The 25,253-nt window shown below is 56.7% G+C and carries 18 protein-coding genes, 2 tRNA genes, 3 rRNA genes and 1 pseudogene; 7 read left to right on the forward strand and 17 right to left on the reverse strand.

Translation table 11 applies throughout. From position 1 onward, the window contains the following. Nucleotides 1-64: 64 nt before the first annotated feature. From ACYZT7_RS27515 to ACYZT7_RS27525, 3 genes and pseudogenes are all read left to right on the forward strand, one after another. Nucleotides 65-261 (forward strand): annotated as a pseudogene (locus ACYZT7_RS27515) (channel protein TolC); the annotation flags it as partial. A 136-nt stretch (nt 262-397) separates the two neighbouring features. Further along, entirely contained in the window at nt 398-1,570 is a 1,173-nt protein-coding gene (locus ACYZT7_RS27520) for a hypothetical protein (protein ID WP_462038973.1), read from the forward strand. Between the two features lie 145 nt (nt 1,571-1,715). Next, a complete protein-coding gene (locus ACYZT7_RS27525; protein WP_462038974.1) occupies nt 1,716-2,240 on the forward strand; it encodes an SET domain-containing protein-lysine N-methyltransferase in 525 nt (174 codons plus the stop codon). A 6-nt stretch (nt 2,241-2,246) separates the two neighbouring features. On the opposite strand, the gene can is transcribed toward ACYZT7_RS27525, so the two are convergent. After that, nucleotides 2,247-2,891 (reverse strand): carbonate dehydratase, encoded by a 645-nt coding sequence (gene can / locus ACYZT7_RS27530; RefSeq protein WP_449643105.1) that lies wholly within the window; start codon nt 2,889-2,891, stop codon nt 2,247-2,249. Nucleotides 2,892-3,045: 154 nt separating this feature from the next. Here can and ACYZT7_RS27535 point away from each other — a divergent pair, with 154 nt between their 5' ends. Further along, nucleotides 3,046-3,450 (forward strand): serine kinase/phosphatase, encoded by a 405-nt coding sequence (locus ACYZT7_RS27535; RefSeq protein ID WP_462038975.1) that lies wholly within the window; start codon nt 3,046-3,048, stop codon nt 3,448-3,450. A 44-nt stretch (nt 3,451-3,494) separates the two neighbouring features. Here ACYZT7_RS27535 and rimI read toward each other — a convergent pair whose 3' ends face one another. Both rimI and ACYZT7_RS27545 read right to left on the reverse strand, forming a co-directional pair. Further along, the gene (gene rimI, locus ACYZT7_RS27540) at nt 3,495-3,947 is read right to left on the reverse strand and encodes a ribosomal protein S18-alanine N-acetyltransferase (RefSeq protein WP_462038976.1); all 453 of its coding nucleotides are present in this window, start codon (nt 3,945-3,947) and stop codon (nt 3,495-3,497) included. Then, entirely contained in the window at nt 3,940-4,680 is a 741-nt protein-coding gene (locus tag ACYZT7_RS27545; protein WP_462041874.1) for an energy transducer TonB, read from the reverse strand. Before ACYZT7_RS27545 ends, rimI begins: the two co-directional genes overlap by 8 nt. A 206-nt stretch (nt 4,681-4,886) precedes the next feature. Here ACYZT7_RS27545 and mksB point away from each other — a divergent pair, with 206 nt between their 5' ends. The 3 genes from mksB to mksF are packed head-to-tail and all read left to right on the forward strand — an operon-like array spanning nt 4,887 to nt 9,692. Next, on the forward strand, nt 4,887-6,164 hold the full coding sequence (gene mksB, locus ACYZT7_RS27550; protein ID WP_462038977.1) for an Mks condensin complex protein MksB: 1,278 nt from the start codon (nt 4,887-4,889) through the stop codon (nt 6,162-6,164). Beyond that, complete coding sequence (gene mksE / locus ACYZT7_RS27555; protein ID WP_462038978.1) at nt 6,154-6,855, forward strand: Mks condensin complex protein MksE; 702 nt, start codon at nt 6,154-6,156, stop codon at nt 6,853-6,855. The genes mksB and mksE overlap by 11 nt, the downstream gene beginning before the upstream one ends. Next, nucleotides 6,852-9,692 (forward strand): Mks condensin complex protein MksF, encoded by a 2,841-nt coding sequence (gene mksF / locus ACYZT7_RS27560; protein ID WP_462038979.1) that lies wholly within the window; start codon nt 6,852-6,854, stop codon nt 9,690-9,692. The genes mksE and mksF overlap by 4 nt, the downstream gene beginning before the upstream one ends. A 75-nt stretch (nt 9,693-9,767) precedes the next feature. On the opposite strand, the gene ACYZT7_RS27565 is transcribed toward mksF, so the two are convergent. The 14 genes from ACYZT7_RS27565 to ACYZT7_RS27630 all read right to left on the reverse strand — a co-directional run bounded on the left by ACYZT7_RS27565 (nt 9,768) and on the right by ACYZT7_RS27630 (nt 25,243). Continuing rightward, nucleotides 9,768-12,071 carry a PqiB family protein gene (locus tag ACYZT7_RS27565; RefSeq protein ID WP_462038980.1) on the reverse strand — a complete coding sequence of 768 codons (2,304 nt, stop codon included), beginning with the start codon at nt 12,069-12,071 and terminating at the stop codon, nt 9,768-9,770. Continuing rightward, a complete protein-coding gene (locus tag ACYZT7_RS27570) occupies nt 12,064-12,687 on the reverse strand; it encodes a paraquat-inducible protein A (protein ID WP_462038981.1) in 624 nt (207 codons plus the stop codon). Before ACYZT7_RS27570 ends, ACYZT7_RS27565 begins: the two co-directional genes overlap by 8 nt. Then, nucleotides 12,674-13,333, reverse strand: a complete 660-nt coding sequence (locus ACYZT7_RS27575; protein WP_462038982.1) for a paraquat-inducible protein A — start codon at nt 13,331-13,333, stop codon at nt 12,674-12,676. The genes ACYZT7_RS27570 and ACYZT7_RS27575 overlap by 14 nt, the downstream gene beginning before the upstream one ends. Nucleotides 13,334-13,482: 149 nt before the next feature. Beyond that, a 5S ribosomal RNA gene (gene rrf, locus ACYZT7_RS27580) occupies nt 13,483-13,598 on the reverse strand. A gap of 173 nt (nt 13,599-13,771) precedes the next feature. After that, nucleotides 13,772-16,663, reverse strand: a 23S ribosomal RNA gene (locus ACYZT7_RS27585). Nucleotides 16,664-16,912: 249 nt separating this feature from the next. Further along, nucleotides 16,913-16,988, reverse strand: a tRNA-Ala gene (locus tag ACYZT7_RS27590). Nucleotides 16,989-17,018: 30 nt separating this feature from the next. Continuing rightward, nucleotides 17,019-17,095: transfer RNA gene (locus ACYZT7_RS27595), tRNA-Ile, on the reverse strand. A gap of 82 nt (nt 17,096-17,177) precedes the next feature. Then, nucleotides 17,178-18,716: ribosomal RNA gene (locus ACYZT7_RS27600) — 16S ribosomal RNA — on the reverse strand. Together the 16S, 23S and 5S rRNA genes with 2 tRNA genes alongside form the textbook arrangement of a ribosomal RNA operon. Before the next feature lie 544 nt (nt 18,717-19,260). Next, on the reverse strand, nt 19,261-19,881 hold the full coding sequence (gene msrQ, locus ACYZT7_RS27605; RefSeq protein WP_462038983.1) for a protein-methionine-sulfoxide reductase heme-binding subunit MsrQ: 621 nt from the start codon (nt 19,879-19,881) through the stop codon (nt 19,261-19,263). Further along, nucleotides 19,881-20,894 (reverse strand): protein-methionine-sulfoxide reductase catalytic subunit MsrP, encoded by a 1,014-nt coding sequence (gene msrP / locus ACYZT7_RS27610; RefSeq protein WP_462038984.1) that lies wholly within the window; start codon nt 20,892-20,894, stop codon nt 19,881-19,883. Before msrP ends, msrQ begins: the two co-directional genes overlap by 1 nt. Before the next feature lie 63 nt (nt 20,895-20,957). Next, a complete protein-coding gene (gene pssA / locus ACYZT7_RS27615; protein ID WP_462038985.1) occupies nt 20,958-21,815 on the reverse strand; it encodes a CDP-diacylglycerol--serine O-phosphatidyltransferase in 858 nt (285 codons plus the stop codon). 144 nt (nt 21,816-21,959) lie between these two features. Beyond that, the gene (gene ilvC, locus ACYZT7_RS27620) at nt 21,960-22,976 is read right to left on the reverse strand and encodes a ketol-acid reductoisomerase (RefSeq protein WP_007948647.1); all 1,017 of its coding nucleotides are present in this window, start codon (nt 22,974-22,976) and stop codon (nt 21,960-21,962) included. Nucleotides 22,977-23,024: 48 nt separating this feature from the next. Continuing rightward, nucleotides 23,025-23,516, reverse strand: coding sequence for an acetolactate synthase small subunit (gene ilvN / locus ACYZT7_RS27625; RefSeq protein ID WP_003176102.1), 492 nt, complete (start codon nt 23,514-23,516; stop codon nt 23,025-23,027). 2 nt (nt 23,517-23,518) lie between these two features. Continuing rightward, the gene (locus ACYZT7_RS27630; protein WP_462038986.1) at nt 23,519-25,243 is read right to left on the reverse strand and encodes an acetolactate synthase 3 large subunit; all 1,725 of its coding nucleotides are present in this window, start codon (nt 25,241-25,243) and stop codon (nt 23,519-23,521) included. Nucleotides 25,244-25,253: the final 10 nt, after the last annotated feature.

The following is a 25,253-nucleotide window of genomic DNA, read 5'->3' on the forward strand; positions in this document are numbered from 1 at the left end:
AGACGTTTCTGCTTTGCAAACTCTTACGTCAATGAATGAGAGGGGCGGTAAAAATGATCTGGAGCAAGTAGGCACGCGAAACATCGTCGACGTGCTGGATGCGCAGCGTCAGCTCTACACCTCGGTGCGCGACTACAACAACACTCGTTACATCCTCGACAACCTGCGCTTGAAGCAGGCCGCCGGCACCTTGAACGCAGGGATTTGCAGGACCTGGCGAAGGCTGCGGCGGATCAGCTCAAAGCCCGGCCCGTTCAATAAAAGCAAAAGATCGCAGCGCTGCAACAGCAAAAAAGGGCCGATATATCTATCGGCCCCTACTTCTTGTTCGGTCTAGTCTGTTTCAGTATGTATGCACCCCGAAGCTAAGCGCCCACACGCTGAAAAGGATCTGAGCATGTTCAAATTCGCAGGACTCACCTTCGCGGCCCTCACCCTGAGTGCCGCCGCCCATGCCGATGTCGACTTGAAGCTGGGCAACACCGAACGCGTCACCCGCCTGTTCGCCTACCCCAACAATTGCAATGTGATCTGCTTTCGCAACTGGACGCTGGAGCAGACCGTCGAGCATTACCTGACCCAAAGCGTGCAGCGCGATGGTTACAGCGCGGCGAAAGTGCTGGTCAAAACCGATAACGATCAGCTCTACGCCGAAATCATCGGCGTACCCAAGGGCTATGAAAAACCGTTGGCGGCGTTGCTCGATGCCGGCGATCTGGCCTACACCGGCGCCAGCAAGTTGAATGCCGACGGCAAGTGGGCTTATAGCTGGTATCTGTTCCTGCCACTGGGTATGGCCCTGGAAAACCGCAAAAGCGTCGAGTTGCTGCACTTCCCACCGGATTACTCGTTGACCCAGGCTCAGGATTACCTGAAATCGGCCACCACCGATCGCTGGGCCACACTGCTGACTGACAACGGAATCCCTGCCGACCAGACTCCGGGCTACCAGACCATCATCGACATCGCGCCGATTGCCGCCCCCTCCAGCGCCGGCAAAGATCTGGAAGGTGTTTACGACTACTTCAAGGACTACCAGACCACGATGGTCAAGCAACTCAGCCAGAACGCCAGCGGTGCGGCATTGCCGATGGTCGCCTTCGGCGCGCCAGTGCGTAACTGGATCAAGCAGCAATACGGGCCGACCGTGAACGTACTGGGCCTGGTCAGCATCAGTCCGAGCGACGGGGTGAAAGTGCCAGTGCTGGGTTCCAACCACCCGAGTTACATCTGGTACGCCGCCAACCCGGACAGCTACACCGGTAAAGATGCCCAGGCCCAGGCCGACGCGGCGGGCCTGAAAGTCATGGGCCAGGACTTGAGTGCCGCGTGCTGGCAGGCCGCCATGGGCCGCGACCTCGACAGCAATCCAGACATTGAACTGAGAAGTTGCACCCAGACCTGGCAAGTGGCCCAGTCAGAAAAAACCTGCGAGCTGTTCTATACCTCGATCCGCGACCTGACGCCCGAAAAAGCCGTGGCCAAGTGCGCGACGGCACCGATCAAATCTCAGCTCAAACAGCTGAAAACCCCGGCGCCTGCGACTGCGAGCCCTGCCCCGCATCTGTAAAACGATGAACGGCCGGTCTACTGTCAGTTATGACAGTAGACCGGCTGTTTCATTTGCGAGAGGCTTGAGACGCACCCAAGTGTTGCAGAGCTGACAGGATCGCCAGCTGATAGAGGTCGCAGCACCCAGCCGGACAAGGATCGTTATGAAAACCCACGCCCTGCACGGGACACTTGCGCAACCACCCGATGGGATTTATCCATTTGCAGAGTTACCCGTTCGCCTTGGATTTCCCTCCAGGGCCGACTTCGAGATTATCGACAACGCCAACGGATCGGCGGCAGCCGTCGCAGCACTTCGAGACTTTCCACGCATCAGCCGAATTTGTCGGGCTTCGGGGCACCTGCTGCCTTATCGATGCCGGCATACCCGGCAACTGGCCCGTGGCATCCATGTCTACGATCCGCGCTTCTGCGGGCTGCTTCGTCACTCCTGCGACCCAAACGTATTTCTCGACATGAGCGAGCTGTGGTTATGGGCGCTGAAGGACATCAAAAAAGGCGACCGACTGACGATGAATTACGCCACCACCGAAGACAAACTCCTGCGTCAGTTCGCCTGCCGGTGTGGCTCATTCGACTGTCGTGGCTGGATCACCGGCTACGATGAACCGCCGAACGCCGACGGCCAGTTGTTTTTGCAACACTGGCGTCGGCGAACGCTCTGCTGAAGGGCGTTACAACGCCTCGACCGGACGCAAACGGTATTGCGGCGGCAGTTGCTCGAAGCCACTGATGGTCGCGTTCAGGCTTTTCCAGCGACCGTCCTTGATGCCATAGATGCAACCGTGAATCGACAGGTTCTGTCCGCGGTGCCAAGCGTTTTGCACGATGCTGGTGTGCCCGACGTTGGCCACTTGCTGGATCACGTTGAGTTCGCAGAGACGATCGACCTGCTCTTCTTCGGTGGGCAACTTGGCGAGTTCTTCGCGTTTTTCATAATAGAGATCGCGAATCGAGCGCAACCAGCCGTCGATCAGACCCAACTGACGGTCCTGCATCGAGGCGCGCACGCCGCCGCAGCCATAGTGGCCGGTAACGAGGATGTGTTTGACCTTGAGGACGTCGACTGCGTACTGAATCACCGACAGGCAGTTTAGGTCGGTGTGCAGCACCACGTTGGCCACGTTGCGGTGGACGAACAGGTCGCCGGGCAGCATGCCGACGATCTCGTTGGCCGGCACGCGGGCGTCGGAACAGCCAATCCACAGGTATTCCGGTGTCTGTTGGCGGGCCAGCTTGGAGAAGAAGTCCGGATCTTCCTGCTTGATCGCTTCAGCCCAGCGTTCGTTGTTATCAATCAGATCTTGTAATTCGTTCATGCTGTGAAGCCTCGATAATGATGCGCTGGTTTGACAGACAACCGTCCATCGGGGTCACGCGCGAGATGCATATTTTTGCCGGTATTGCGAGTCGTTGGAATTCCCAGCAGCCCAGTGGGTCCACCTAGTAAGGCCCACAGTATGAGGAATTGCCATGACTGAATCACGACGTCCGTACGATGCGGTGCAGCCCGAGCCCATCGATGACAACGAAGACCGCATGGGATCGATGCATGAGCTGGATTTCGACGAGGAAACACCCAGCGGCAAAATCGGCGACGAGCTAACGGAACCGGAGCGCGAGCGGCTGATGCCTCGGGATCGAGTGCGTGAAGCCGGCATGACCGGGGCCTCGACCGAGGACCATGAATCCACCGACGACGACATGAGCCCGGAAAATCTGATCCGTGAAGACGGTGCACGCGATGCTCACGAGGCCGGCGAAGGCGAACAGGCCGATTGGGATTTGAGCATTGTCGATGAAGACGATATTGGCGGTGGTAATGGGCTGGATGAGGCGGAAATGGCTGAGCGAGATCCGATAGACGGTAATCGTTGATCTGTGGCGAGGGAGCTTGCCTCCCTTGCAACAATAGCAATACATCAGTCGACCAGAGTGCAAGCCATGACGACGGCGTCCTCGCGACCACCAACGGCAGGATAGTAATCCCGACGCCGACCGATCTCGTTAAACCCATAACGCTCATACAACTTAAACGCGCCACGGTTGCTGTCTCGCACTTCCAGAAAACACTCCCGCGCCTTGGCGTCATACGCCCGGGACATTAAATGCTCCAGCAACGTCAAGCCCAGGCCACGGCCATGGTTTTCCGGTTTGACGGTGATGTTCAGCAGATGCGCTTCATCCAGAATGATCTGCACCACGCCATGACCGACCTGCTGCTGACCTTCGAACATCAGCCAGATCTGGTACTTGCCCAGGCCATCGAGAAAAATTCCGCGGGTCCACGGGTGGCTATAGGCCGCGTATTCGATTTTCAGTACAGCGTCCATGTCCGCCTCGATCATTGGGCGGAACGATACAGCGTCACTCATTCGATTCTTTCCAGCGCGCCATCAGCCGACGCATGGCTTGCCAGACATCAGCCTTACGCTGTGGCTCTTCCATTAATAATTCCAGACCCGGCAGGGCCCAGACCGAGCCCAGGCCATCGACCTGGAGTTCACGGTTGAAGGATTCGGCGTTTGCTTCACCGGCGAAACGCACCGCCGGCAGGCCAATCAGCCACACGCAGACGCACGGAGCGTCTTCCAGCCGGGCCGATAGAAAACCTTGAACGAAGTCGCGAGCCGCTTCCGGGCCTTGATCCATGGTGCCCCGAACCAGCAAAGGCCAGCGCACCGGCTCACCGACGATTTGCGGGCTGTCCGGCAGACCGGCGGCACGCAGCATGTCCTTGAGCAACAGATAGGCGGGGTCGCGGGTCTGGAACGATTCGCCTGTGGGTAACTCGACCAACAGCAGGCAGCGCCCCGCCCGCAGCAATTGCAGGGCGAAACGCGGCGGCGGCACGACCGGAGCCTTGACCGCGACTGGAGTCGCCTCTTCTTCCACCTTGGCGTTCGTGCGCGTGCTGGCCAACGATGGCCGTGGCACCTCGATTTTCACCCGTTCAGCCGGTGTGGCCACAGGTTCCACGAGCGCCTCAGCCACAGGAGCCGGCGTCACCGGGGCGACGACCACCGGCTCGGGCATCTCCAGCAGTTCCGGGCGCGAGGGCGCAGCAAAGGGCAATTCGGTGCGCGGCAGCCAGTTGACCACCTGCATGGCGGTCAAATAAGCGCGACGACGGGACTCGATAAGCAAAGGTCGGCCACTTGTGGATAACTAAAGTGCGGTGATTCTACCGCCCTTCGCTCAAGATCGCCCACGCTTGATCGATAGAAAGCCGACAGTCCGTCCCGAGAGTGAATCGACACGCCTGCGATGCAGTACAATCGCGGCTTTTAATTGCCAACCAGCCGGCCATTCCGATGATCGAACCCAAGCGCGTCTTGCGCGCCCTCGCTGAACACTGGGCACTTCTGGAGCCACTGTGCGAGCACTTCGACCAAGGCACCTTGAGCCTCAACGAACTGCGTTCACAGTTGGCCGCCCAGCAACTCGACAGTACGCCGCAGGACATCACCAGCCTGCTGGACGTGTGGATCCGCCTCGACATTCTGGTTCCCGTGGCGAAAAGCCCGAACCGTTTCGAGCTCAACGCGCAGATCCACGACTTCCTCGCCTACCTGCGCCGTGAGCACCGTCTGGGCCTGTGCCTGGAGATCGAAGCCTATTTGCGCCACCTCGAGCGTCTGGCCGGTTACATCCAGGACGCCTTCGACATCCGTGACGGCCACGACCTGGCGCGCCAGTTGCGCCTGCTCGACATGCGCGTGCGCGACGTTTTGAAGAAACTCGCCAACGACGAACAGGCACTGGTGGCCGTCGCCGAACGCGCCAAGACCAGCGACCGGCAGATCCCGCTGCGTCAGCGTTACGCCGAAGTGCTGGCAACCTGGGACGAATACGTCGAGCCGATGATTCAGTTGGTGAACGCCGACGGCGCCTTCGAACAAGGCGTGCGCAAGGTCGAGAACGTCCTGCTGAAGATGCTCACCGAGCAGCAGCGCCTCGGCCATCTGGTCGACGACGACATGCTGCTGCGTACCCACGCGCGCATCCTCGAAATGCAGACCAGCGCCCAGTTGACCCTGCGTCATGCCCGAGAACTGCTGCTGCCGCTGCGTGAAGAAGCCCGCCGCCACAACGCCGTGACCCGCGGTGCCGCGCTGGCGCTGTCGGCCATCCGTCGCAAAGGCATCGATGCGGTGCCGCAAGCCGCGATGCCGATGTTTACCCGCCCGCAAAGCACCTTCCTCGGCAGCGCCAGTCAGGTTGAAGCCTACGTGTACGCCCTGGCCCGTTTCGAGCCGAAACCGGCACGCTTCCCCAAGGCCCACAAGACGCAGAAAGGCGAAGCACCGCGCGCGCCACGCACGGTTCGGGAAATGCTCGAACGCTGCGAAGACGCCTTGCCGATGCCGGACCTGATGACCTGGTTGCTGGAGCAGGAGCCGGACGGCGCTACCGACGAATTGCTTTATTGGTTCTCGCGCCTGTCGCGGGAAAAACGCTTCAAACGCGAGCGTCTGGAACGCCGCGATTATCACACTCATGAGCACCAGGTCAGCCTGCGCTCCTTCGCCCTGCTCTCGGCCGGCCCAGATGCCATCGAGAATTCTGCGAGCACTCCACATGCATCTTGATCTATCCGAACTGTCCCAGCTGGCGCCGATCTTTCGCGAGCTGTTCAAGGGCTATCACGTCAGCCGCCGCGATCCGGAGCTGTACGCGCAACTGTCGAACTTCCAGGACCAGTACCGCACGCTGTTCAAGGCGCTGGGCTTTGAACTGGTGTGCGACACCCGCGGTTTCTACTACTTTGTGCCGGACCTCGCCGCTGCGGCGGTGAACAAGACCGCACAACGTCTTGCACTGTTTACCTTCATCCTCGTCGAACATCTGGCCGATCAGGGCCGCGACCCGGTCGCCGTGCTCGACGGCGGCAGCCTCGGTCGCGATGAATTGCCATCGTTGCTGGAGAAATACCGCGACCTGTTCATTCAGGCTGAAGTGCAGACCGTCGAAGAACTTGAAGAAAAAATCATGCGCCGCATGACTCAGCTCGGTTTCGCCGGCGAAGAAAACGGCGTCTACCGTTTCCTGCCGCCGATGCACCGTTTCCTCGATGTCTGCCTCTCGGTTCAGCAAGATCGCGATCTAGCGGCCAGCCTGCACAGCGTGTTGCCATTGCCGGTGCCCGTGCTGATCGATGACGACAGCGACGAAAAACTTTTGGAAACCGATGATCCGTTGGATCTAAGCGACTTCGAAGAAGAAAGCGAAGAAGACGCCATGGCCCGTGCCATTGCCGAAGAACAGGAGGCCGATGCATGAGCAAGGAACGCTACGGCATTCGCCGCTTTGCCCTTTTGAACACCGCCGGTTACAGCCTCGGCCTGTTCCCGCTGGAAGAACCGTTGTCGGTTTACGGCGCGAACAACCTCGGCAAATCCGCCTCGATCAACGCTTTGCAGTTCCCGATTCTGGCGCGCATGTCGGACATGAGTTTCGGCAAGTACAGCCTGGAACAATCCCGGCGCTTCTACTTCGCCTCGGACACCAGTTACATCCTGGTCGAAGTGTCCCTGCCCCACGGCCCTCATGTGATTGGCGTGGTCGGTCGCGGCCCGGGCGGTGGTTTCGGTCACCAGTTCTTTGCCTACGCCGGCAAGCTCGACCTGGCTCACTACCAGAAGAACGACACCTGCCTGCGCCAGAAAGAACTGTTCACCAACCTTGAGCGCGAAGGCCTGAAAGCCTACGAACTGAAACCGGATGAACTGCGTCGCTTGCTGGTCGGCGGTCACACCTCGATCCCACTGGACCTGACGCTGATCCCGCTGCGCTCCACCAGCGAGCAGAGCCTGAAGACCTTCCGCGCACTGTTCATCAACCTGCTGCACATGCGCGAAATCACCGCGGCCAAGCTCAAGCAGCTGTTTCTCGATGCCTTCGAACACAGCCTGCGTTCCGGCAGCGTCGATTACATCGCCGCGTGCGAAGAAGCGTTCCGCGATGTACGACGCATGGAGCAGGACTACAACTCGCTGGTCACAGCCGGTCCATTGGTTGAAGCCCTCGCGGCAGGCGTGACCCAGCGCAATATCCTGCGCGGCAAACTGCACCGCATCTCGCCGCTGCTCGATTCCCTGCTCGGCACTTGGTCGGACTACGCCAGTGCGCGCAAGGAAGAGCTGACGATTCAGGTCGAGCACTACCGCAACGAACAGGACGCGCTGCAAAACGATCAGCGCGGCGGCACTCAGGAGCTGATGCGTCTGGAGCGGGAAATCACCGGCATCCAGCGCTGGCTCGGCGAGCTGTCGGTGCTCAAGCATCGCTTCGCGCTGGTCGATGACGTCAAAGTGCTTGAGCAGCAACTGCTCGCGGCCAAGGACGCGCACGATGAACTGGCCGGTGCGCTGGCGCAGTCGCGGCAGTTCAGCGCCGAAGATTTGGAAGAGCGCCTGCGGGATCTGGAAAAACGCCTGAAGTCGGTCAAGCAGCAACTCGATCACGCCGACAACAACAGCTACGCCCGTCTGCGCGAGGAATTCTCGCAACAAGACGTCGAGCGCCTGATGCGCCTGTTCAACAGTGCGCTGTTCAGTCTGCCGCTGGGCGAGCATGGCATCACGCTGGACGAGGACGGCAAGTGGGTCAAATCTTTGGAGCTGATCCTCGATGGCTTCAAAGGTGAGCGTTTCGACGTGCCGGGCCTGTCCATCGACATCTCGCACATTGAGCCTCCAGCGCTGCAAGCCCTGGCGGATCGTGCGGCATTGCGCGATCAGAAAGAACGTCTGGACAAAGAACTCAAGCAACTGAAAACCCAAGCGGCCGTGGTCGCCGACCGCGCCGCGAGCAAGACCCAGACCGAAGCGCTGTATCAGCAAGTGCTGGACGCGCAGAAAGCCCTGGAAGATTTCCGTCGCGCGCAAACCCTGAGTGCCGAGGAAGACGACAAGCTTGAGCAATTGGCGCAGATGGAAGCGGCTCAGGAAGAATTGAAGCGTTCCAGCGACGCCTTCACCGAGCGCGTCCAGCAACTGTCGGCCAAGCTGCAACTGGTTGGCCGGCAGATCGGCGACATGGAAGCCAAGCAACGCACCCTCGACGACGCCCTGCGCCGCCGCCAGTTGCTGCCGGCTGACATGCCGTTCGGCACGCCATTCATGGACCCGATCGACGATTCCATGGACAACCTGCTGCCACTGCTCAACGACTATCAGGACAGCTGGCAGGGTTTGCAGCGCAGCGATGGCCAGATCGAGGCGCTGTACGCTCAGGTCCGCCTCAAAGGCGTGGCCAAGTTCGACAGCGAAGACGATATGGAGCGTCGCCTGCAACTGCTGATCAACGCGTATGCGCACCGCACCGACGAAGCGCTGACGTTGGGCAAGGCTCGCCGTGCAGCGGTGACCGACATCGCCCGGACCCTGCGCAACATCCGCAGCGACTACGACAGCCTTGAGCATCAACTGGCGCTGTTCAACCGCGAGATCAACAAGCGTCAGGTCTCCAACCTGCAGAGTTTCCGCATCGTATTGGCGCCGAACAAGGAAGCGCTCAAGCACATCGACCAGATCATCCACAGCGCCGGCCAGTACGAAGAAGGCGAAACCCTTTCGGTTTTCGACCTGAGCCAAAGCGCTGATCAGGACAACAAGAACGAAGAAGCCAAGGAATACCTGGCGCGGCTGGTGGCGGCGAACCACAACCAGCTTGGCCTCAAGGACTTGTTCGAGCTGGCGTTCGAGATCACCAAGGTCAACGGATCGCCGGTGATTCATACCGACATCGATGGCGCCGCCTCCAACGGCACGACCATGACCATCAAGGCGCTGACCAACATGTACTTGTTGCTGCACTTGATGGACCGCGATCAGGCTGGTCGCGTGCGCCTGCCGTACTACCTCGACGAGGCGGCGGACATTGACGAGAAGAACCAGGCAGCGCTGCTGGAAACCAGCTTGCAGTTGGGCTTCGTGCCGATCCTGGCGAGTGTGAAGCCGCAGGTCTGCGCCAGTGTCGCCATCGACCTGGAAGGTGGCAGCGGGCCGAACGGGATCTACATCGACGAGGCGGACTGGAAGTACATCCGTCGTCACGATGAAGTGAAGGCTGCCGTTAATGTTGAAGCGGACGAGCCTGAGCTGGATGCCGTCTGATTTGCGTTAATCGAAGGCAATAAAAAAGGCCGCGATCTAATGGATCGCGGCCTTTTTCATGTCTGCTGTTTAGGCTTACTTGCCGATCGAAATCTTCGGCGCCCAAGTCAGCCATTCGTCTTCGAACTTGTCAAACAGCGGGAACGTCTGTTCGGGTCGCGCCGGACTGCCCATACGCTCACCATCCGGCGTGGCGAAAGCGATGCCGCCCTGAATCAGCGTCTCCAGCGATTCGGTTCGCATCGTCGCGCCTTTGAACAAGCCGTAATCAAAGCCGAAACCACTGGAGTTCCAGAAACGCGTGCCGCTGCGCACCAACGGCGCGTACTTCGGCTCGATCAGGATGTGCACCAACACACGATCCGCCGTCTGGCCGAGTTCATAGCCTGTCACCTTGCCCACGGTGATTTCGCGATAAGTGACCGGCACACCGGTTTTCAGCGAACCACGACGAGCAGCACTCAACACCAGACTCAAACCAGCTTCTTGTTTAGCGGTTTCCGGCGGATTGGCCAGGGCGACGAAGTTCTTCTGCGGGCCGAGGTTTTTCGCGGCCGGCTGCACTTCGATGTATTGGCCTGTGACCAGCGTTTCGAGGTTGGACGTCTTGATCAGACCCAGTTCAGGTTTGACTACCCAGAACTGACTGCCAACCTGAGCGATACGCTCCGGCACTTCTGTGATTCGTGCGGTGAGCATCACCGATTGCAAGTCATCACTGAGGTCGACGTCTTCAATCTTGCCAACATCCAGGCCTTTGAATCTCACAGGTGTGCCGTTGCGTAAGCCATCGGCGCGATCAACCTTGATCGTGACCACGGTGCCTTTTTGATTGGCCTCGTCGTGGTTGGCGAACAGACGGAAACGCGGAATCCGCTTCTGCAACGGTGCTTTCGCTTGCGGGGTTTCGAAGGCGATACCGCCAGCCATCAGGCTTTGCAGCGACTCACTTTTGACTTGGATTCCACCGGTCAGCCCACCCGTCAGCGTAATGCCGCTGGCATTCCAGAAGCGTGTCGAGGCATTGACCAAGCCTTCGTATTCCTTCTCGATGTGTACACCGATCACCAGCTGTTTTTTGGTGCGAGAGAACTGATAGCTCTGGACCGAACCGACCTTGACCTGTTTGTAGAGAATCGGACTGCCGACTTCCAGGGAACCCAGATTCTCGGTGAACAGCACCAGGTGCAAACCCGGAGAACGCAGATCCAGCGGCGGCGCCTTGGGTCGTGCCACGAATTCGCGCTGCGGCGCTGCGCCTTTGTCGCCAGGACGCACGGCGATGTAGTTACCTTTGACCAGGGCTTCCAGGCCGGTGATCCCCGCCAGCGAGATCGACGGTTTGACCACCCAGAACTGAGTGCCTTCGACCAGGTAATCTTCGGCTAATGGATCGAGGGTCAACTCAGCGGTTGCGCCGGAAAGATCCGGATCGACCTTTAGCGCTTTCAGATTGCCGACCTGGATACCTTTGTACATCACCGGTGTGCGACCGGCCTGCAGGCCTTCGAAATCGCTGAGTTTGACCTTGACCCGAATCCCGGCTGCGGCCGCATCGAAATCCTCGTAGAGACGGAACGGCAGGCTTGGGTCGGTGGGCGGACTGTCCTTGCGGTTCTCCGGCGTGGCAAACGCGATACCGCCGGCGACGATGCTGGCCAAGGACTCGCTGCGCACTTTCACGCCCGACAGGCTGGCGTCGATGCTGATGCCGCTGGCGTTCCAGAAACGCGTGTGTTTGCGCACCAGTTTGGCGTAGGTGGGTTCGATGAACACTTTGAGTTCAACCGTGCTCTGGTCTTCGGAGAGCAAGTAGCTTTTGACCTGGCCAACCTTGATCTGCTTGTAGAACACCGGACTGCCGCGGTTCAACGAGCCGAGGCGATCAGCCTTGATGGTCAGGTGCAAACCGGGCTGGGCGTCCGACAGCGGCGGCTCTTCAGCCAGGGCTTTGAACTTGCGAGTCGGCTCACCCTCGCCCGGGCTTATCGCGACGTAGTTACCCGAGACCAGCGTCTCCAGGCCAGTGATGCCGGCCAGGGTCACGCTCGGCTTGACCAGCCAGAAACGGGTGCTGGTCCGCAGGTATTGCTCCACATCCTTGTTCATTTCGACGGTGGCGATCACGCCTTTAGAGCTGCCTTCGTCATCAAGTTTGAGGGTCTTCACCTTACCCACCGACATGCCTTTATAGACAACTTCGGTCTTGTTGGCCTGAATGCCTTCACCACTTTCGAAACGCACCTGAATCTCGATGCCGGTCTCGTTGTAGGCACGCCAGCCGAGCCAGCCGCCGATGATCAGGGCGATCAGGGGCAACACCCAAATTGCTGACCAGTTCGAGGCCGGTCGGGTTTTTGCTGTAGGCAAATCAGTCATGGTCGTCGTCCGACTCCGTGTTATCCCAAATCAGTCGGGGATCGAAAGTTACTGCGGCAAGCATCGTCAGAATCACCACACTGGCGAAAGCGATGGCGCCAAGATTGGCTTCGACGCTGGCAAGCCGTCCGAAATTCACAACCGCCACCAGGATGGCGATCACAAAGATATCGAGCATTGACCAGCGGCCAATGAACTCAATAAAGCGGTACATCCAAATGCGTTGGCGAGCCGACAGTGGCTGGCGGCGCTGCACGGAAAACAGAAGCAGTGCAATGCCCACCAATTTGAACGTTGGTACCAAAATACTGGCGATAAAAACCACGGCGGCGATGGGAATCATGCCGTGCTGAACCAGTTGGATCACACCGGACATGATGGTGCTGGGATCGCCCTGCCCCAGTGAACTGACGGTCATGATCGGCAGCAGGTTGGCCGGGATGTAGAGAACCGCGGCGGTCACCAGCAGCGCCCAGGTGCGCGTCACACTGTTCGGACGACGGGCGTGAACCAGCGCACCGCAACGGGTGCAAACCTGCTCGTTGGTATCGGCTTCCTGCTTGTTCAATTCATGGCATTCGGTGCAAATAAGAATGCCTGCATCAATCGCCCGCATGGGCATCCTCTCCTGATAAAGCCTGCCAGATCTGATGAGGCGACATCACAACCTCCAACCAGACCTGAACTAATAACAAACCGATAAAGCACGCCAGGCCAAGACCGACCGTAATTGCTGCCATATCTGCCAGTTTGACGATCGCCACCAGTACGCCCATGAGGTAAACCTCGAGCATCCCCCAATCGCGTAAATGGTGATACATGCGGTAGAGCAACAGGCCGTAACTGCGTCCGATATCAAAACGAATACTCAGCAGTACAACTAATTGGCAAAGCAGCTTGAGCAGCGGGATTCCCATACTGCAGAGAAACACCACGACTGCTACGCCCTGCATTCCAGTATCGAACAGGCCAACAACGCCGGTCCAGACAGTGTCATGCGATGACTGCCCGAGTAGATGGAGCTGCATGATGGGTAAAAAGTTCGCCGGGATATACAACAACAGAGCGGCGAGAACCAAGGCGAGACTACGCTGTACGACGTTATGCCGATGGGCGTAGAGCTCGTAACCGCAGCGCGGACAGAGGGCTTTCTCGCCATGGGCGAGCTTGGGCTTGCGCATCAGCAAGTCGCACTCATGACACGCTACCAAGTCGTCCAGCGGTAATTCTGACAGCCCAGGGGCGTCAACCGGATCTGGCATAAAGGCTCTGGCTCCGAAAAAGTTGGACCTATTCTAGTGTCATGGGGCGAAAATAACTGTGCAAATTTGTGCTGTAGCCCGATCGTGCTTTTCTTGCAGACAAAACAAAACCCCTACCTGCATACGCAGATAGGGGTTTCGGAATTTAATCTTGACGATGACCTACTCTCACATGGGGAAACCCCACACTACCATCGGCGATGCATCGTTTCACTGCTGAGTTCGGGATGGGATCAGGTGGTTCCAATGCTCTATGGTCGTCAAGAAATTCGGGAGCCAGGTCGTGGGCCTTTGCAGGTTCACGCTCCAGCGAATGGGTATGCGATAGTTTGGTGTTTTGTGAGTATCTCGAACTTTCGGTTCGGTTCGTCTTCACACACCGCAATCTGGTGCTCTTTCGCTTTTCAGCTCGAAGCCTGCAAATTGCTTGGGTGTTATATGGTCAAGCCTCACGGGCAATTAGTATTGGTTAGCTCAACGCCTCACAGCGCTTACACACCCAACCTATCAACGTCGTAGTCTTCGACGGCCCTTCAGGGGACTCAAGGTCCCAGTGAGATCTCATCTTGAGGCTAGTTTCCCGCTTAGATGCTTTCAGCGGTTATCTATTCCGAACATAGCTACCCGGCAATGCCACTGGCGTGACAACCGGAACACCAGAGGTTCGTCCACTCCGGTCCTCTCGTACTAGGAGCAGCCCCTCTCAAATCTCAAACGTCCACGGCAGATAGGGACCGAACTGTCTCACGACGTTCTAAACCCAGCTCGCGTACCACTTTAAATGGCGAACAGCCATACCCTTGGGACCGGCTTCAGCCCCAGGATGTGATGAGCCGACATCGAGGTGCCAAACACCGCCGTCGATATGAACTCTTGGGCGGTATCAGCCTGTTATCCCCGGAGTACCTTTTATCCGTTGAGCGATGGCCCTTCCATACAGAACCACCGGATCACTAAGACCTACTTTCGTACCTGCTCGACGTGTCTGTCTCGCAGTCAAGCGCGCTTTTGCCTTTATACTCTACGACCGATTTCCGACCGGTCTGAGCGCACCTTCGTACTCCTCCGTTACTCTTTAGGAGGAGACCGCCCCAGTCAAACTACCCACCATACACTGTCCTCGATCCGGATAACGGACCTGAGTTAGAACCTCAAAGTTGCCAGGGTGGTATTTCAAGGTTGGCTCCACGCGAACTGGCGTCCACGCTTCAAAGCCTCCCACCTATCCTACACAAGCAAATTCAAAGTCCAGTGCAAAGCTATAGTAAAGGTTCACGGGGTCTTTCCGTCTAGCCGCGGATACACTGCATCTTCACAGCGATTTCAATTTCACTGAGTCTCGGGTGGAGACAGCGCCGCCATCGTTACGCCATTCGTGCAGGTCGGAACTTACCCGACAAGGAATTTCGCTACCTTAGGACCGTTATAGTTACGGCCGCCGTTTACCGGGGCTTCGATCAAGAGCTTCGCGTTAGCTAACCCCATCAATTAACCTTCCGGCACCGGGCAGGCGTCACACCCTATACGTCCACTTTCGTGTTTGCAGAGTGCTGTGTTTTTAATAAACAGTCGCAGCGGCCTGGTATCTTCGACCGGCATGGGCTTACGCAGTAAATGCTTCACCCTCACCGGCGCACCTTCTCCCGAAGTTACGGTGCCATTTTGCCTAGTTCCTTCACCCGAGTTCTCTCAAGCGCCTTGGTATTCTCTACCCAACCACCTGTGTCGGTTTGGGGTACGGTTCCTGGTTACCTGAAGCTTAGAAGCTTTTCTTGGAAGCATGGCATCAACCACTTCGTCACCCAAAGGGTAACTCGTCATCAGCTCTCGGCCTTAAGATCCCGGATTTACCTAAGATCTCAGCCTACCACCTTAAACTTGGACAACCAACGCCAAGCTGGCCTAGCCTTCTCCGTCCCTCCATCGCAATAACCAGAAGTACAGGAATATTAACCTGTTTTCCATCGACTACGCTTTTCAGCCTCGCCTTAGGGACCGACTAACCCTGCGTCGATTAACGTTGCGCAGGAAACCTTGGTCTTTCGGCGTGGGTGTTTTTCACACCCATTGTCGTTACTCATGTCAGCATTCGCACTTCTGATACCTCCAGCAAGCTTCTCAACTCACCTTCACAGGCTTACAGAACGCTCCTCTACCGCATCACCTAAGTGATACCCGTAGCTTCGGTGTATGGTTTGAGCCCCGTTACATCTTCCGCGCAGGCCGACTCGACTAGTGAGCTATTACGCTTTCTTTAAAGGGTGGCTGCTTCTAAGCCAACCTCCTAGCTGTCTAAGCCTTCCCACATCGTTTCCCACTTAACCATAACTTTGGGACCTTAGCTGACGGTCTGGGTTGTTTCCCTTTTCACGACGGACGTTAGCACCCGCCGTGTGTCTCCCATGCTCGGCACTTGTAGGTATTCGGAGTTTGCATCGGTTTGGTAAGTCGGGATGACCCCCTAGCCGAAACAGTGCTCTACCCCCTACAGTGATACATGAGGCGCTACCTAAATAGCTTTCGAGGAGAACCAGCTATCTCCGAGCTTGATTAGCCTTTCACTCCGATCCACAGGTCATCCGCTAACTTTTCAACGGTAGTCGGTTCGGTCCTCCAGTTAGTGTTACCCAACCTTCAACCTGCCCATGGATAGATCGCCCGGTTTCGGGTCTATTCCCAGCGACTAGACGCCCTATTAAGACTCGCTTTCGCTACGCCTCCCCTATTCGGTTAAGCTCGCCACTGAAAATAAGTCGCTGACCCATTATACAAAAGGTACGCAGTCACCCAACAAAGTGGGCTCCCACTGCTTGTACGCATACGGTTTCAGGATCTATTTCACTCCCCTCTCCGGGGTTCTTTTCGCCTTTCCCTCACGGTACTAGTTCACTATCGGTCAGTCAGTAGTATTTAGCCTTGGAGGATGGTCCCCCCATATTCAGACAAAGTTTCTCGTGCTCCGTCCTACTCGATTTCATGACCAAGAGATTTTCGCGTACAGGGCTATCACCCACTATGGCCGCACTTTCCAGAGCGTTCCGCTAATCTCAAAGCCACTTAAGGGCTAGTCCCCGTTCGCTCGCCACTACTAAGGGAATCTCGGTTGATTTCTTTTCCTCAGGGTACTTAGATGTTTCAGTTCCCCTGGTTCGCCTCTTAAGCCTATGTATTCAGCTTAAGATAACCATCTTATGATGGCTGGGTTCCCCCATTCAGACATCTCCGGATCAAAGTCTGTTTGCCGACTCCCCGAAGCTTTTCGCAGGCTACCACGTCTTTCATCGCCTCTGACTGCCAAGGCATCCACCGTATGCGCTTCTTCACTTGACCATATAACCCCAAGCAATCTGGTTATACTGTGAAGACGACATTCGCCGAAAATTCGATTCTTGCTCATAAAGAGCAACTCACAAATTTTACCTTAGCCTGATCCGTTACCAGTGAAAGTAACGTCCAGTCTATCTTTCTATCACATACCCAAATTTTTAAAGAACGATCTAGCCAAAGACTAGAAATCAACATTCACCATCGTCACGATGGAATGCTCATTTCTAAGCTTTCAACAACAGAAGCAGTTAGTGGTGGAGCCAAACGGGATCGAACCGTTGACCTCCTGCGTGCAAGGCAGGCGCTCTCCCAGCTGAGCTATGGCCCCGTATTTCTACAGGCGTTTCCCACACAAAATTGGTGGGTCTGGGCAGATTCGAACTGCCGACCTCACCCTTATCAGGGGTGCGCTCTAACCAACTGAGCTACAGACCCAATTTCGGGCTGCTTCTTATCGTCTTCTTCAATGAATCAAGCAATTCGTGTGGGAACTTATGGAGCAGCTGATGTCGTCGATTAAGGAGGTGATCCAGCCGCAGGTTCCCCTACGGCTACCTTGTTACGACTTCACCCCAGTCATGAATCACACCGTGGTAACCGTCCTCCCGAAGGTTAGACTAGCTACTTCTGGTGCAACCCACTCCCATGGTGTGACGGGCGGTGTGTACAAGGCCCGGGAACGTATTCACCGCGACATTCTGATTCGCGATTACTAGCGATTCCGACTTCACGCAGTCGAGTTGCAGACTGCGATCCGGACTACGATCGGTTTTCTGGGATTAGCTCCACCTCGCGGCTTGGCAACCCTCTGTACCGACCATTGTAGCACGTGTGTAGCCCAGGCCGTAAGGGCCATGATGACTTGACGTCATCCCCACCTTCCTCCGGTTTGTCACCGGCAGTCTCCTTAGAGTGCCCACCATTACGTGCTGGTAACTAAGGACAAGGGTTGCGCTCGTTACGGGACTTAACCCAACATCTCACGACACGAGCTGACGACAGCCATGCAGCACCTGTCTCAATGCTCCCGAAGGCACTCCGCTATCTCTAGCAGATTCATTGGATGTCAAGGCCTGGTAAGGTTCTTCGCGTTGCTTCGAATTAAACCACATGCTCCACCGCTTGTGCGGGCCCCCGTCAATTCATTTGAGTTTTAACCTTGCGGCCGTACTCCCCAGGCGGTCAACTTAATGCGTTAGCTGCGCCACTAAGAGCTCAAGGCTCCCAACGGCTAGTTGACATCGTTTACGGCGTGGACTACCAGGGTATCTAATCCTGTTTGCTCCCCACGCTTTCGCACCTCAGTGTCAGTATCAGTCCAGGTGGTCGCCTTCGCCACTGGTGTTCCTTCCTATATCTACGCATTTCACCGCTACACAGGAAATTCCACCACCCTCTACCATACTCTAGCTCGACAGTTTTGAATGCAGTTCCCAGGTTGAGCCCGGGGATTTCACATCCAACTTAACGAACCACCTACGCGCGCTTTACGCCCAGTAATTCCGATTAACGCTTGCACCCTCTGTATTACCGCGGCTGCTGGCACAGAGTTAGCCGGTGCTTATTCTGTCGGTAACGTCAAAACACTTACGTATTAGGTAAATGCCCTTCCTCCCAACTTAAAGTGCTTTACAATCCGAAGACCTTCTTCACACACGCGGCATGGCTGGATCAGGCTTTCGCCCATTGTCCAATATTCCCCACTGCTGCCTCCCGTAGGAGTCTGGACCGTGTCTCAGTTCCAGTGTGACTGATCATCCTCTCAGACCAGTTACGGATCGTCGCCTTGGTGAGCCATTACCTCACCAACTAGCTAATCCGACCTAGGCTCATCTGATAGCGCAAGGCCCGAAGGTCCCCTGCTTTCTCCCGTAGGACGTATGCGGTATTAGCGTCCGTTTCCGAGCGTTATCCCCCACTACCAGGCAGATTCCTAGGCATTACTCACCCGTCCGCCGCTCGCCACCAGGTACAAGTACCCGTGCTGCCGCTCGACTTGCATGTGTTAGGCCTGCCGCCAGCGTTCAATCTGAGCCATGATCAAACTCTTCAGTTCAAACATCTTTGGGTTTTTAAGAAACCCTAAACTTGGCTCAGCAATCGTTGGTTACATCTTTGATTTCTCGCGGAGTAACTTGTGATGCTGATAATCTTGTTGACTATCAGTCTGACTCCACAAGCACCCACACGAATTGCTTGATTCAGTTGTTAAAGAGCGGTTGGTTAAGATCTTTCGTCTCAACCGAGGCGCGCATTCTACAGCAGCCTCTGTTGCTGTCAAGCGGTTATTTTCAGAAGTTTTCAAAGTTTCCTTTGTAACTTCAACCACTTGCGCTTTCGATCTCTCGTTAGCGGGAGGCGAATTCTACAGCGTTACTCGCTGCTGTCAACACCTCTTTTACACCGCTTTCGACCGAGAAGATCGAACCGTTAAAAGAGCCAAACAACCCCGCTCTTTCAACTCCTTCTGGGCTTCGATGACCTGAAGCAACTCGCTGTCGAAAACTGCGCAACTCATTGTTTACCAAGGAGTTTTCCGTTTCGACTGCGCCGGAAGTGGGGCGAATTATAGACGTCCAGAATCTGCCGTCAACACCTAATTACGCTTTTCTCGCAGAAGACGCCTTTTTAGCAGTTAAACGGGGGATTCGGCGGGTTACAGGCGGTATCCGCAACACTAATAGCAATGCACCTATAGAGGCATAAACCGCCCACTCCTTCAGATCGGCGCGAACAATCCACAACATGTGCAGCAAACCAAGCCCGAGAACCACGTAGGAAAGCCGATGCAATTTCTTCCAGCGAGAACCCAACCGCCGCTGACTATAACGATTTGAGGTCACCGCCAACGCCAATAAACAGAGAAACCCCAGCGTCCCGACAATAATGTACGGCCGCTTACGCAACTCGACGCCCAACTGCGACCAATCAAAGCCAAGGATGAATGCCGTATACCCACTCAAATGCAAAACCACATAAGCGAAGCACCACAACCCCAGTTGCCGCCGGACAGCAATCCACCCCGCCCAACCGGTAAGCTTCTGCAGAGGTGTAATGCTTAAAGTAATGAGCAGCAGGACAAGCGTCCCCAGCCCCAGCCGGTCAACCAGCACCTTGCCCGGGTCAGGCCCAAGCACATCCTCCCAGGCCTGGTACAGCCAAAGCAGTGGCCACACCCCTGCCGCTATAAAGACGCCAATTCGCCAAAACGGAAATCGCATCAATAGTTCTTCCGCAAATCGAGCCCTGTGTATAGAGAGGCGACTTCGTCCGAGTAGCCATTGAACATCTGCGTGTCCCGCACATTGGGCTTGAACAGCCCACTCGGCAAACGCCGCTCACGTGCCTGAGTCCAACGAGGATGGTCGACCGTAGGATTCACGTTCGCGTAAAAACCATACTCATCCGAGGCAATGCTCTGCCAAGTGGTTTTCGGCTGCTCACTCACCAGACTGATCCGCACGATGGATTTGACGCTCTTGAAACCATACTTCCAAGGCACCACCAAACGCAGAGGCGCGCCGTTCTGATTAGGCAACTCCCGCCCATACATACCCACAGCAAGAATCGCCAACGGATTCATCGCCTCATCCAGACGCAGCCCTTCTACATAAGGCCAGTCGATCAAGGCAAAACCGGAACGCTGCCCGGGCATGCTCTTGGGATCCTCCAGGGTTTCGAAGCGAATGAATTTGGCCTTGGACGTCGGCTCGACTTCCTTGAGTAACGCCGAGATGGGAAAACCGATCCATGGAATGACCATCGACCAAGCCTCTACACAGCGAAGACGGTAGATGCGCTCCTCCAACTGATAAGGCTTCATGAAGTCTTCCAGTGCGTACCGTCCCGGCTTGCCTACCTCCCCGTCCACCACCACGCTCCAAGGCTCGGTTTTCAGCGCGCCAGCGTTGGCAGCGGGATCACCTTTATCGGTGCCGAACTCATAGAAGTTGTTGTAATGGGTGGCGTCCTTGAATGGCGTGATCGCCTCATCCTTGACGTTGACCGCGCCCCACTTCGTAGAAGGAAGTTTTTCGGCAAACCAGGAAGGCGCCTTGCCAGGCTCGACATCAGCATAACGCGCAGCATCGTCGGCAGAGGCCCAACGCGGCAGGCTGCTCACGGCCAGACCGGCAACGGCGGCGCCAAGAACATCGCGACGAGATAGATAGAAGGACTCAGGCGTGACGTCCGACTCATGGCAGTCAGACGCTTTGGAGACTTTGATCAGCATGGCAACTCCGCAGCATTGGAGGACAGATGTACCAATAGACTGCGGAGTATGAGGGAAATTACATCACTCGGCGCTTTTGTGCCGACGAAGACGCAACAGGTACTGCACCGGACCAGAAGCCGCATAGGCAAGGAAAACCAGCAGCAGAATGCGCGGCGGATCACTGAAAACCACGGCAAACACCAACACCACGGCGAGAATCGCCACGAAAGGTACGCGCCCTTTCAAATCCAGCTCTTTGAAGCTGTTGTACTTGATGTTGCTGACCATCAGCATGCCGGCAGCTGCGACCATCAGCGCAACCAGGAAGGACATCTTGGAGCCCTGGATACCGTAATCACTGAATGCCCAGACTATGCCTGCGACCACACCAGCAGCAGCCGGACTGGCCAGGCCGATGAAGTAGCGTTTGTCCGCGGTGCCGACCTGGGTATTGAAACGCGCCAAGCGCAACGCCGCGCCAGCGACATAAATGAAGGCGACCATCCAGCCGACCTTACCCATGTCACCCAATGCCCAACCGAACGCCAACAATGCCGGCGCAACACCAAAGGCGACCATGTCCGACAGCGAGTCGTACTCGGCACCGAAGGCGCTCTGGGTATTGGTCATACGGGCAACGCGACCATCGAGGCCGTCGAGCACCATCGCGACAAAAATCGCGATCGCTGCAAAAGCAAAATACTTGCTCGCACCAATCGAATCACCGGCACTCAAGGCGCTCTGGGCGCTCATCGAATTGATGATGGAATAAAACCCTGCGAACAGATTCGCAGTGGTGAACAGATTCGGCAGAAGATAGATACCACGATGCCGGACTTTACGACCTTCAGCGTCATGCCCTTCCTCGATGTGTTCATCGATGGGCAGCAGACTTTCGGCGTCAGAAGCCTGGTTTGGCTCTTCGGGACGTTCGCTCATGGACATTACCTTGCAACGGGGTGGAAAGTTTGGACAGGTGTCTGGGACGACGGTTCGGCCGCAAACGATGCTGCTTTATACCAGAACCGGTCACCCAAACGAAAAAACGCGGCCTAAGCCGCGTTTTCCGTACAAGTGCGCGACTTAGTTTTTAGCTTTGTCGACGATCTTGTTGGCACCGATCCACGGCATCATGGAGCGCAGTTGCTCACCGATGATTTCGATACCGTGAGCGGCGTTGTTACGACGCTTGGCGGTCATCGAAGGATAGCCGGTAGCGCCTTCGCTGATGAACATCTTGGCGTATTCGCCGTCCTGAATACGTTTCAGGGCGTTGCGCATGGCCTGACGGGATTCGGCGTTGATCACTTCCGGGCCGGTCACGTACTCGCCGTATTCAGCGTTGTTGGAGATCGAGTAGTTCATGTTGGCGATACCGCCTTCGTACATGAGGTCAACGATCAGCTTCAGTTCGTGCAGGCACTCGAAGTAGGCCATTTCTGGCGCGTAGCCAGCTTCAACCAGGGTTTCGAAACCGGCTTTGACCAGTTCAACGGTACCGCCGCACAGAACGGCTTGTTCGCCGAACAAGTCGGTTTCGGTCTCGTCCTTGAAGGTGGTTTCGATGATGCCGGTACGACCGCCACCAACGCCAGCGGCGTAGGACAGTGCAACGTTCTTGGCGTTGCCCGAGGCGTCCTGATAGATAGCGATCAGATCAGGAATACCGCCGCCCTTCACGAATTCGGAACGCACGGTGTGGCCCGGTGCTTTCGGCGCGATCATGATCACGTCGAGGTCAGCGCGAGGAACAACCTGGTTGTAATGGATCGCGAAGCCGTGGGAGAAGGCCAGGGTGGCGCCTTTCTTGATGTTCGGCTCGATTTCGTTTTTGTACAGAGCAGACTGGAACTCGTCCGGGGTCAGGATCATGACCAAGTCGGCAGCCGCAACAGCGGAAGCAACGTCGGTCACTTTCAGGCCGTGAGCTTCGGCTTTGGCAACAGTCGCCGAGCCTTTACGCAGGCCGACGGTAACGTCAACGCCGGAGTCTTTCAGGTTGCACGCTTGAGCGTGACCCTGGGAACCGTAACCGATGATGGCAACTTTCTTGCCCTGGATGATCGACAGGTCGCAGTCTTTTTCGTAATAAACTTTCATGAAATTCCCCTATATATCCAGGCCGTTCAGGCCATTCGCTAATTTGGTTTAGATGCTGAGTACTTTGTCGCCGCGGGCGATACCGGTTACGCCGCTACGGACGGTTTCCAGAATCGAGGCGGTGCCGATGGACTGAATGAAGCTGTCGAGCTTGTCGCTGGTACCGGTCAATTGAACGGTATACACGCTAGCGCTGACATCGACGATCTGCCCACGGTAAATATCGGTGGTGCGCTTGATCTCGGCGCGCTGGGCGCCGGTGGCCTTGACCTTGACCAGCATCAGTTCACGCTCGATGTGAGCACTCTCCGACAGGTCGACCAGTTTGACCACTTCGATCAGCTTGTTAAGGTTCTTGGTGATCTGCTCAATCACTTCATCATGACCGACCGTGGTCAACGTCAGACGCGACAGAGTCGGGTCTTCGGTAGGTGCCACGGTCAGGCTTTCGATGTTGTAGTTGCGCTGCGAGAACAGGCCGACTACACGAGACAGAGCGCCCGGTTCGTTTTCCAGAAGCAAGGAAATAATGTGCCGCATGATTAAGTACGCTCCGTCTTGCTCAGCCACATATCGCGCATGGAGCCGTCTTTGATCTGCATCGGGTAGACGTGCTCGCTGGTGTCGACCGAAATATCGATGACCACCAGGCGATCCTTCATGGCGAACGCTTCCTCCATCTTCGTCTTCAAATCTTTCGATTCGGTGATGCGCACGCCGACGTGACCATAGGCCTCTGCCAGTTTGACGAAGTCAGGCAACGATTCCATGTAGGAGTGCGAGTGACGGCTGCCGTAACTCATGTCTTGCCACTGACGAACCATCCCCAGCACGCCGTTGTTCAGGATCACGATTTTTACCGGCAAACCGTATTGCAGACAGGTGGACAGTTCCTGAATGTTCATCTGGATACTGCCCTCGCCCGTCACGCAGACGACGTCGTCATCCGGGAAGCTCAGCTTGATGCCCATGGCCGCCGGAAAACCGAAGCCCATGGTGCCCAAGCCACCGGAGTTGATCCAGCGGTTCGGCTTGTTGAACGTGTAGTACTGCGCCGCGAACATTTGGTGCTGGCCCACGTCGGAGGTCACAAAAGCATCGCCCTTGGTCACTTCGCACAGGGTTTCGATCACGGTCTGCGGTTTGATGACGCTGCCGTCGCCCTTGTCGTAAGGGAACAGGCCGCGGTCACCCCGCCACTCATCAACCTGCTTCCACCAACTGGCCACGGACTCCTTGTTCGGGGTCTCGCCAATTTCCTTGAGGATCGCGACCATTTCGGTCAGGACACTTTCCACCGGGCCAACAATAGGAACGTCTGCCTTGATGGTCTTGGAGATCGAAGCCGGGTCGATGTCGATGTGAATGATCTTGGCATTCGGGCAGAACTTCGCCGGGCCGTTAATCACGCGGTCATCGAAACGCGCACCGACTGCCAGGATCACGTCGGCATGGTGCATCGCCAGGTTAGCGGTGTAGCTGCCGTGCATACCGAGCATGCCGATGAACTGACGGTCGGTGCCAGGGTAGGCACCCAGACCCATCAGCGTATTGGTCACTGGCAGGTTGAGCATCTTCGCCAATTCGGTCAGCGGCGCGGAGCCACCACCGAGAATCACGCCGCCGCCTGCGTACATTACAGGACGCTTGGCCGCCAGGAGCATTTCTGCCGCCTTGCGGATCTGCCCGGAGTGACCGCGAACGGCCGGGCTGTAGGAACGCAGCTTCGCTTTTTTCGGGAAGATGTATTCGAACTTCTCGGCAGGGTTGGTCATGTCTTTCGGGATATCGACCACGACCGGGCCCGGACGACCGGATTGCGCCAGGTAGAACGCCTTCTTCATGACTTCCGGGATTTCCGACGCGTGCTTGATCATGAAGCTGTGCTTCACGATCGGCCGGGAGATACCGATCATATCGGTTTCCTGGAACGCATCGGTACCTACCATGGTGCTAGGCACCTGGCCGGAAATGATCACCATCGGAATGGAGTCCATGTAGGCCGTGGCAATACCGGTGATGGCATTGGTTGCGCCCGGGCCGGAAGTGACCAGTACCACACCGGCTTTACCGGTGGCACGAGCATAGCCGTCAGCCATATGGGTCGCAGCCTGTTCGTGACGAACGAGGATGTGGGTTACTTCCGGTTCTTTGAACAGGGCATCGTAAACATGAAGTAGAGCACCACCCGGGTACCCGTAGATATATTTGACGCCTTCGTCACGCAAAAAGCGGACGAGCATCTCACCGCCAGATAAAAGCTCCACGTTGTTCACC

Source organism: Pseudomonas sp. RT4P38 (assembly GCF_054897765.1).

Excerpts from the sequence above, each read along its gene's own strand:
- ACYZT7_RS27545 (WP_462041874.1), bottom strand. The coding sequence starts at position 4,680 with ATGCAGGTGGTCAACTGGCTGCCGCGCACCGAATTGCCCTTTGCTGCG.
- ACYZT7_RS27575 (WP_462038982.1), bottom strand. The coding sequence starts at position 13,333 with ATGCCAGATCCGGTTGACGCCCCTGGGCTGTCAGAATTACCGCTGGAC.
- msrQ (WP_462038983.1), bottom strand. The coding sequence starts at position 19,881 with ATGCGATTTCCGTTTTGGCGAATTGGCGTCTTTATAGCGGCAGGGGTG.
- ACYZT7_RS27525 (WP_462038974.1), top strand. The coding sequence starts at position 1,716 with ATGAAAACCCACGCCCTGCACGGGACACTTGCGCAACCACCCGATGGG.
- mksF (WP_462038979.1), top strand. The coding sequence starts at position 6,852 with ATGAGCAAGGAACGCTACGGCATTCGCCGCTTTGCCCTTTTGAACACC.
- pssA (WP_462038985.1), bottom strand. The coding sequence starts at position 21,815 with ATGAGCGAACGTCCCGAAGAGCCAAACCAGGCTTCTGACGCCGAAAGT.
- ACYZT7_RS27565 (WP_462038980.1), bottom strand. The coding sequence starts at position 12,071 with ATGACTGATTTGCCTACAGCAAAAACCCGACCGGCCTCGAACTGGTCA.
- rimI (WP_462038976.1), bottom strand. The coding sequence starts at position 3,947 with ATGAGTGACGCTGTATCGTTCCGCCCAATGATCGAGGCGGACATGGAC.
- ACYZT7_RS27535 (WP_462038975.1), top strand. The coding sequence starts at position 3,046 with ATGACTGAATCACGACGTCCGTACGATGCGGTGCAGCCCGAGCCCATC.
- ACYZT7_RS27570 (WP_462038981.1), bottom strand. The coding sequence starts at position 12,687 with ATGCGGGCGATTGATGCAGGCATTCTTATTTGCACCGAATGCCATGAA.
- ilvC (WP_007948647.1), bottom strand. The coding sequence starts at position 22,976 with ATGAAAGTTTATTACGAAAAAGACTGCGACCTGTCGATCATCCAGGGC.
- ACYZT7_RS27520 (WP_462038973.1), top strand. The coding sequence starts at position 398 with ATGTTCAAATTCGCAGGACTCACCTTCGCGGCCCTCACCCTGAGTGCC.
- ilvN (WP_003176102.1), bottom strand. The coding sequence starts at position 23,516 with ATGCGGCACATTATTTCCTTGCTTCTGGAAAACGAACCGGGCGCTCTG.
- msrP (WP_462038984.1), bottom strand. The coding sequence starts at position 20,894 with ATGCTGATCAAAGTCTCCAAAGCGTCTGACTGCCATGAGTCGGACGTC.
- mksE (WP_462038978.1), top strand. The coding sequence starts at position 6,154 with ATGCATCTTGATCTATCCGAACTGTCCCAGCTGGCGCCGATCTTTCGC.
- can (WP_449643105.1), bottom strand. The coding sequence starts at position 2,891 with ATGAACGAATTACAAGATCTGATTGATAACAACGAACGCTGGGCTGAA.
- mksB (WP_462038977.1), top strand. The coding sequence starts at position 4,887 with ATGATCGAACCCAAGCGCGTCTTGCGCGCCCTCGCTGAACACTGGGCA.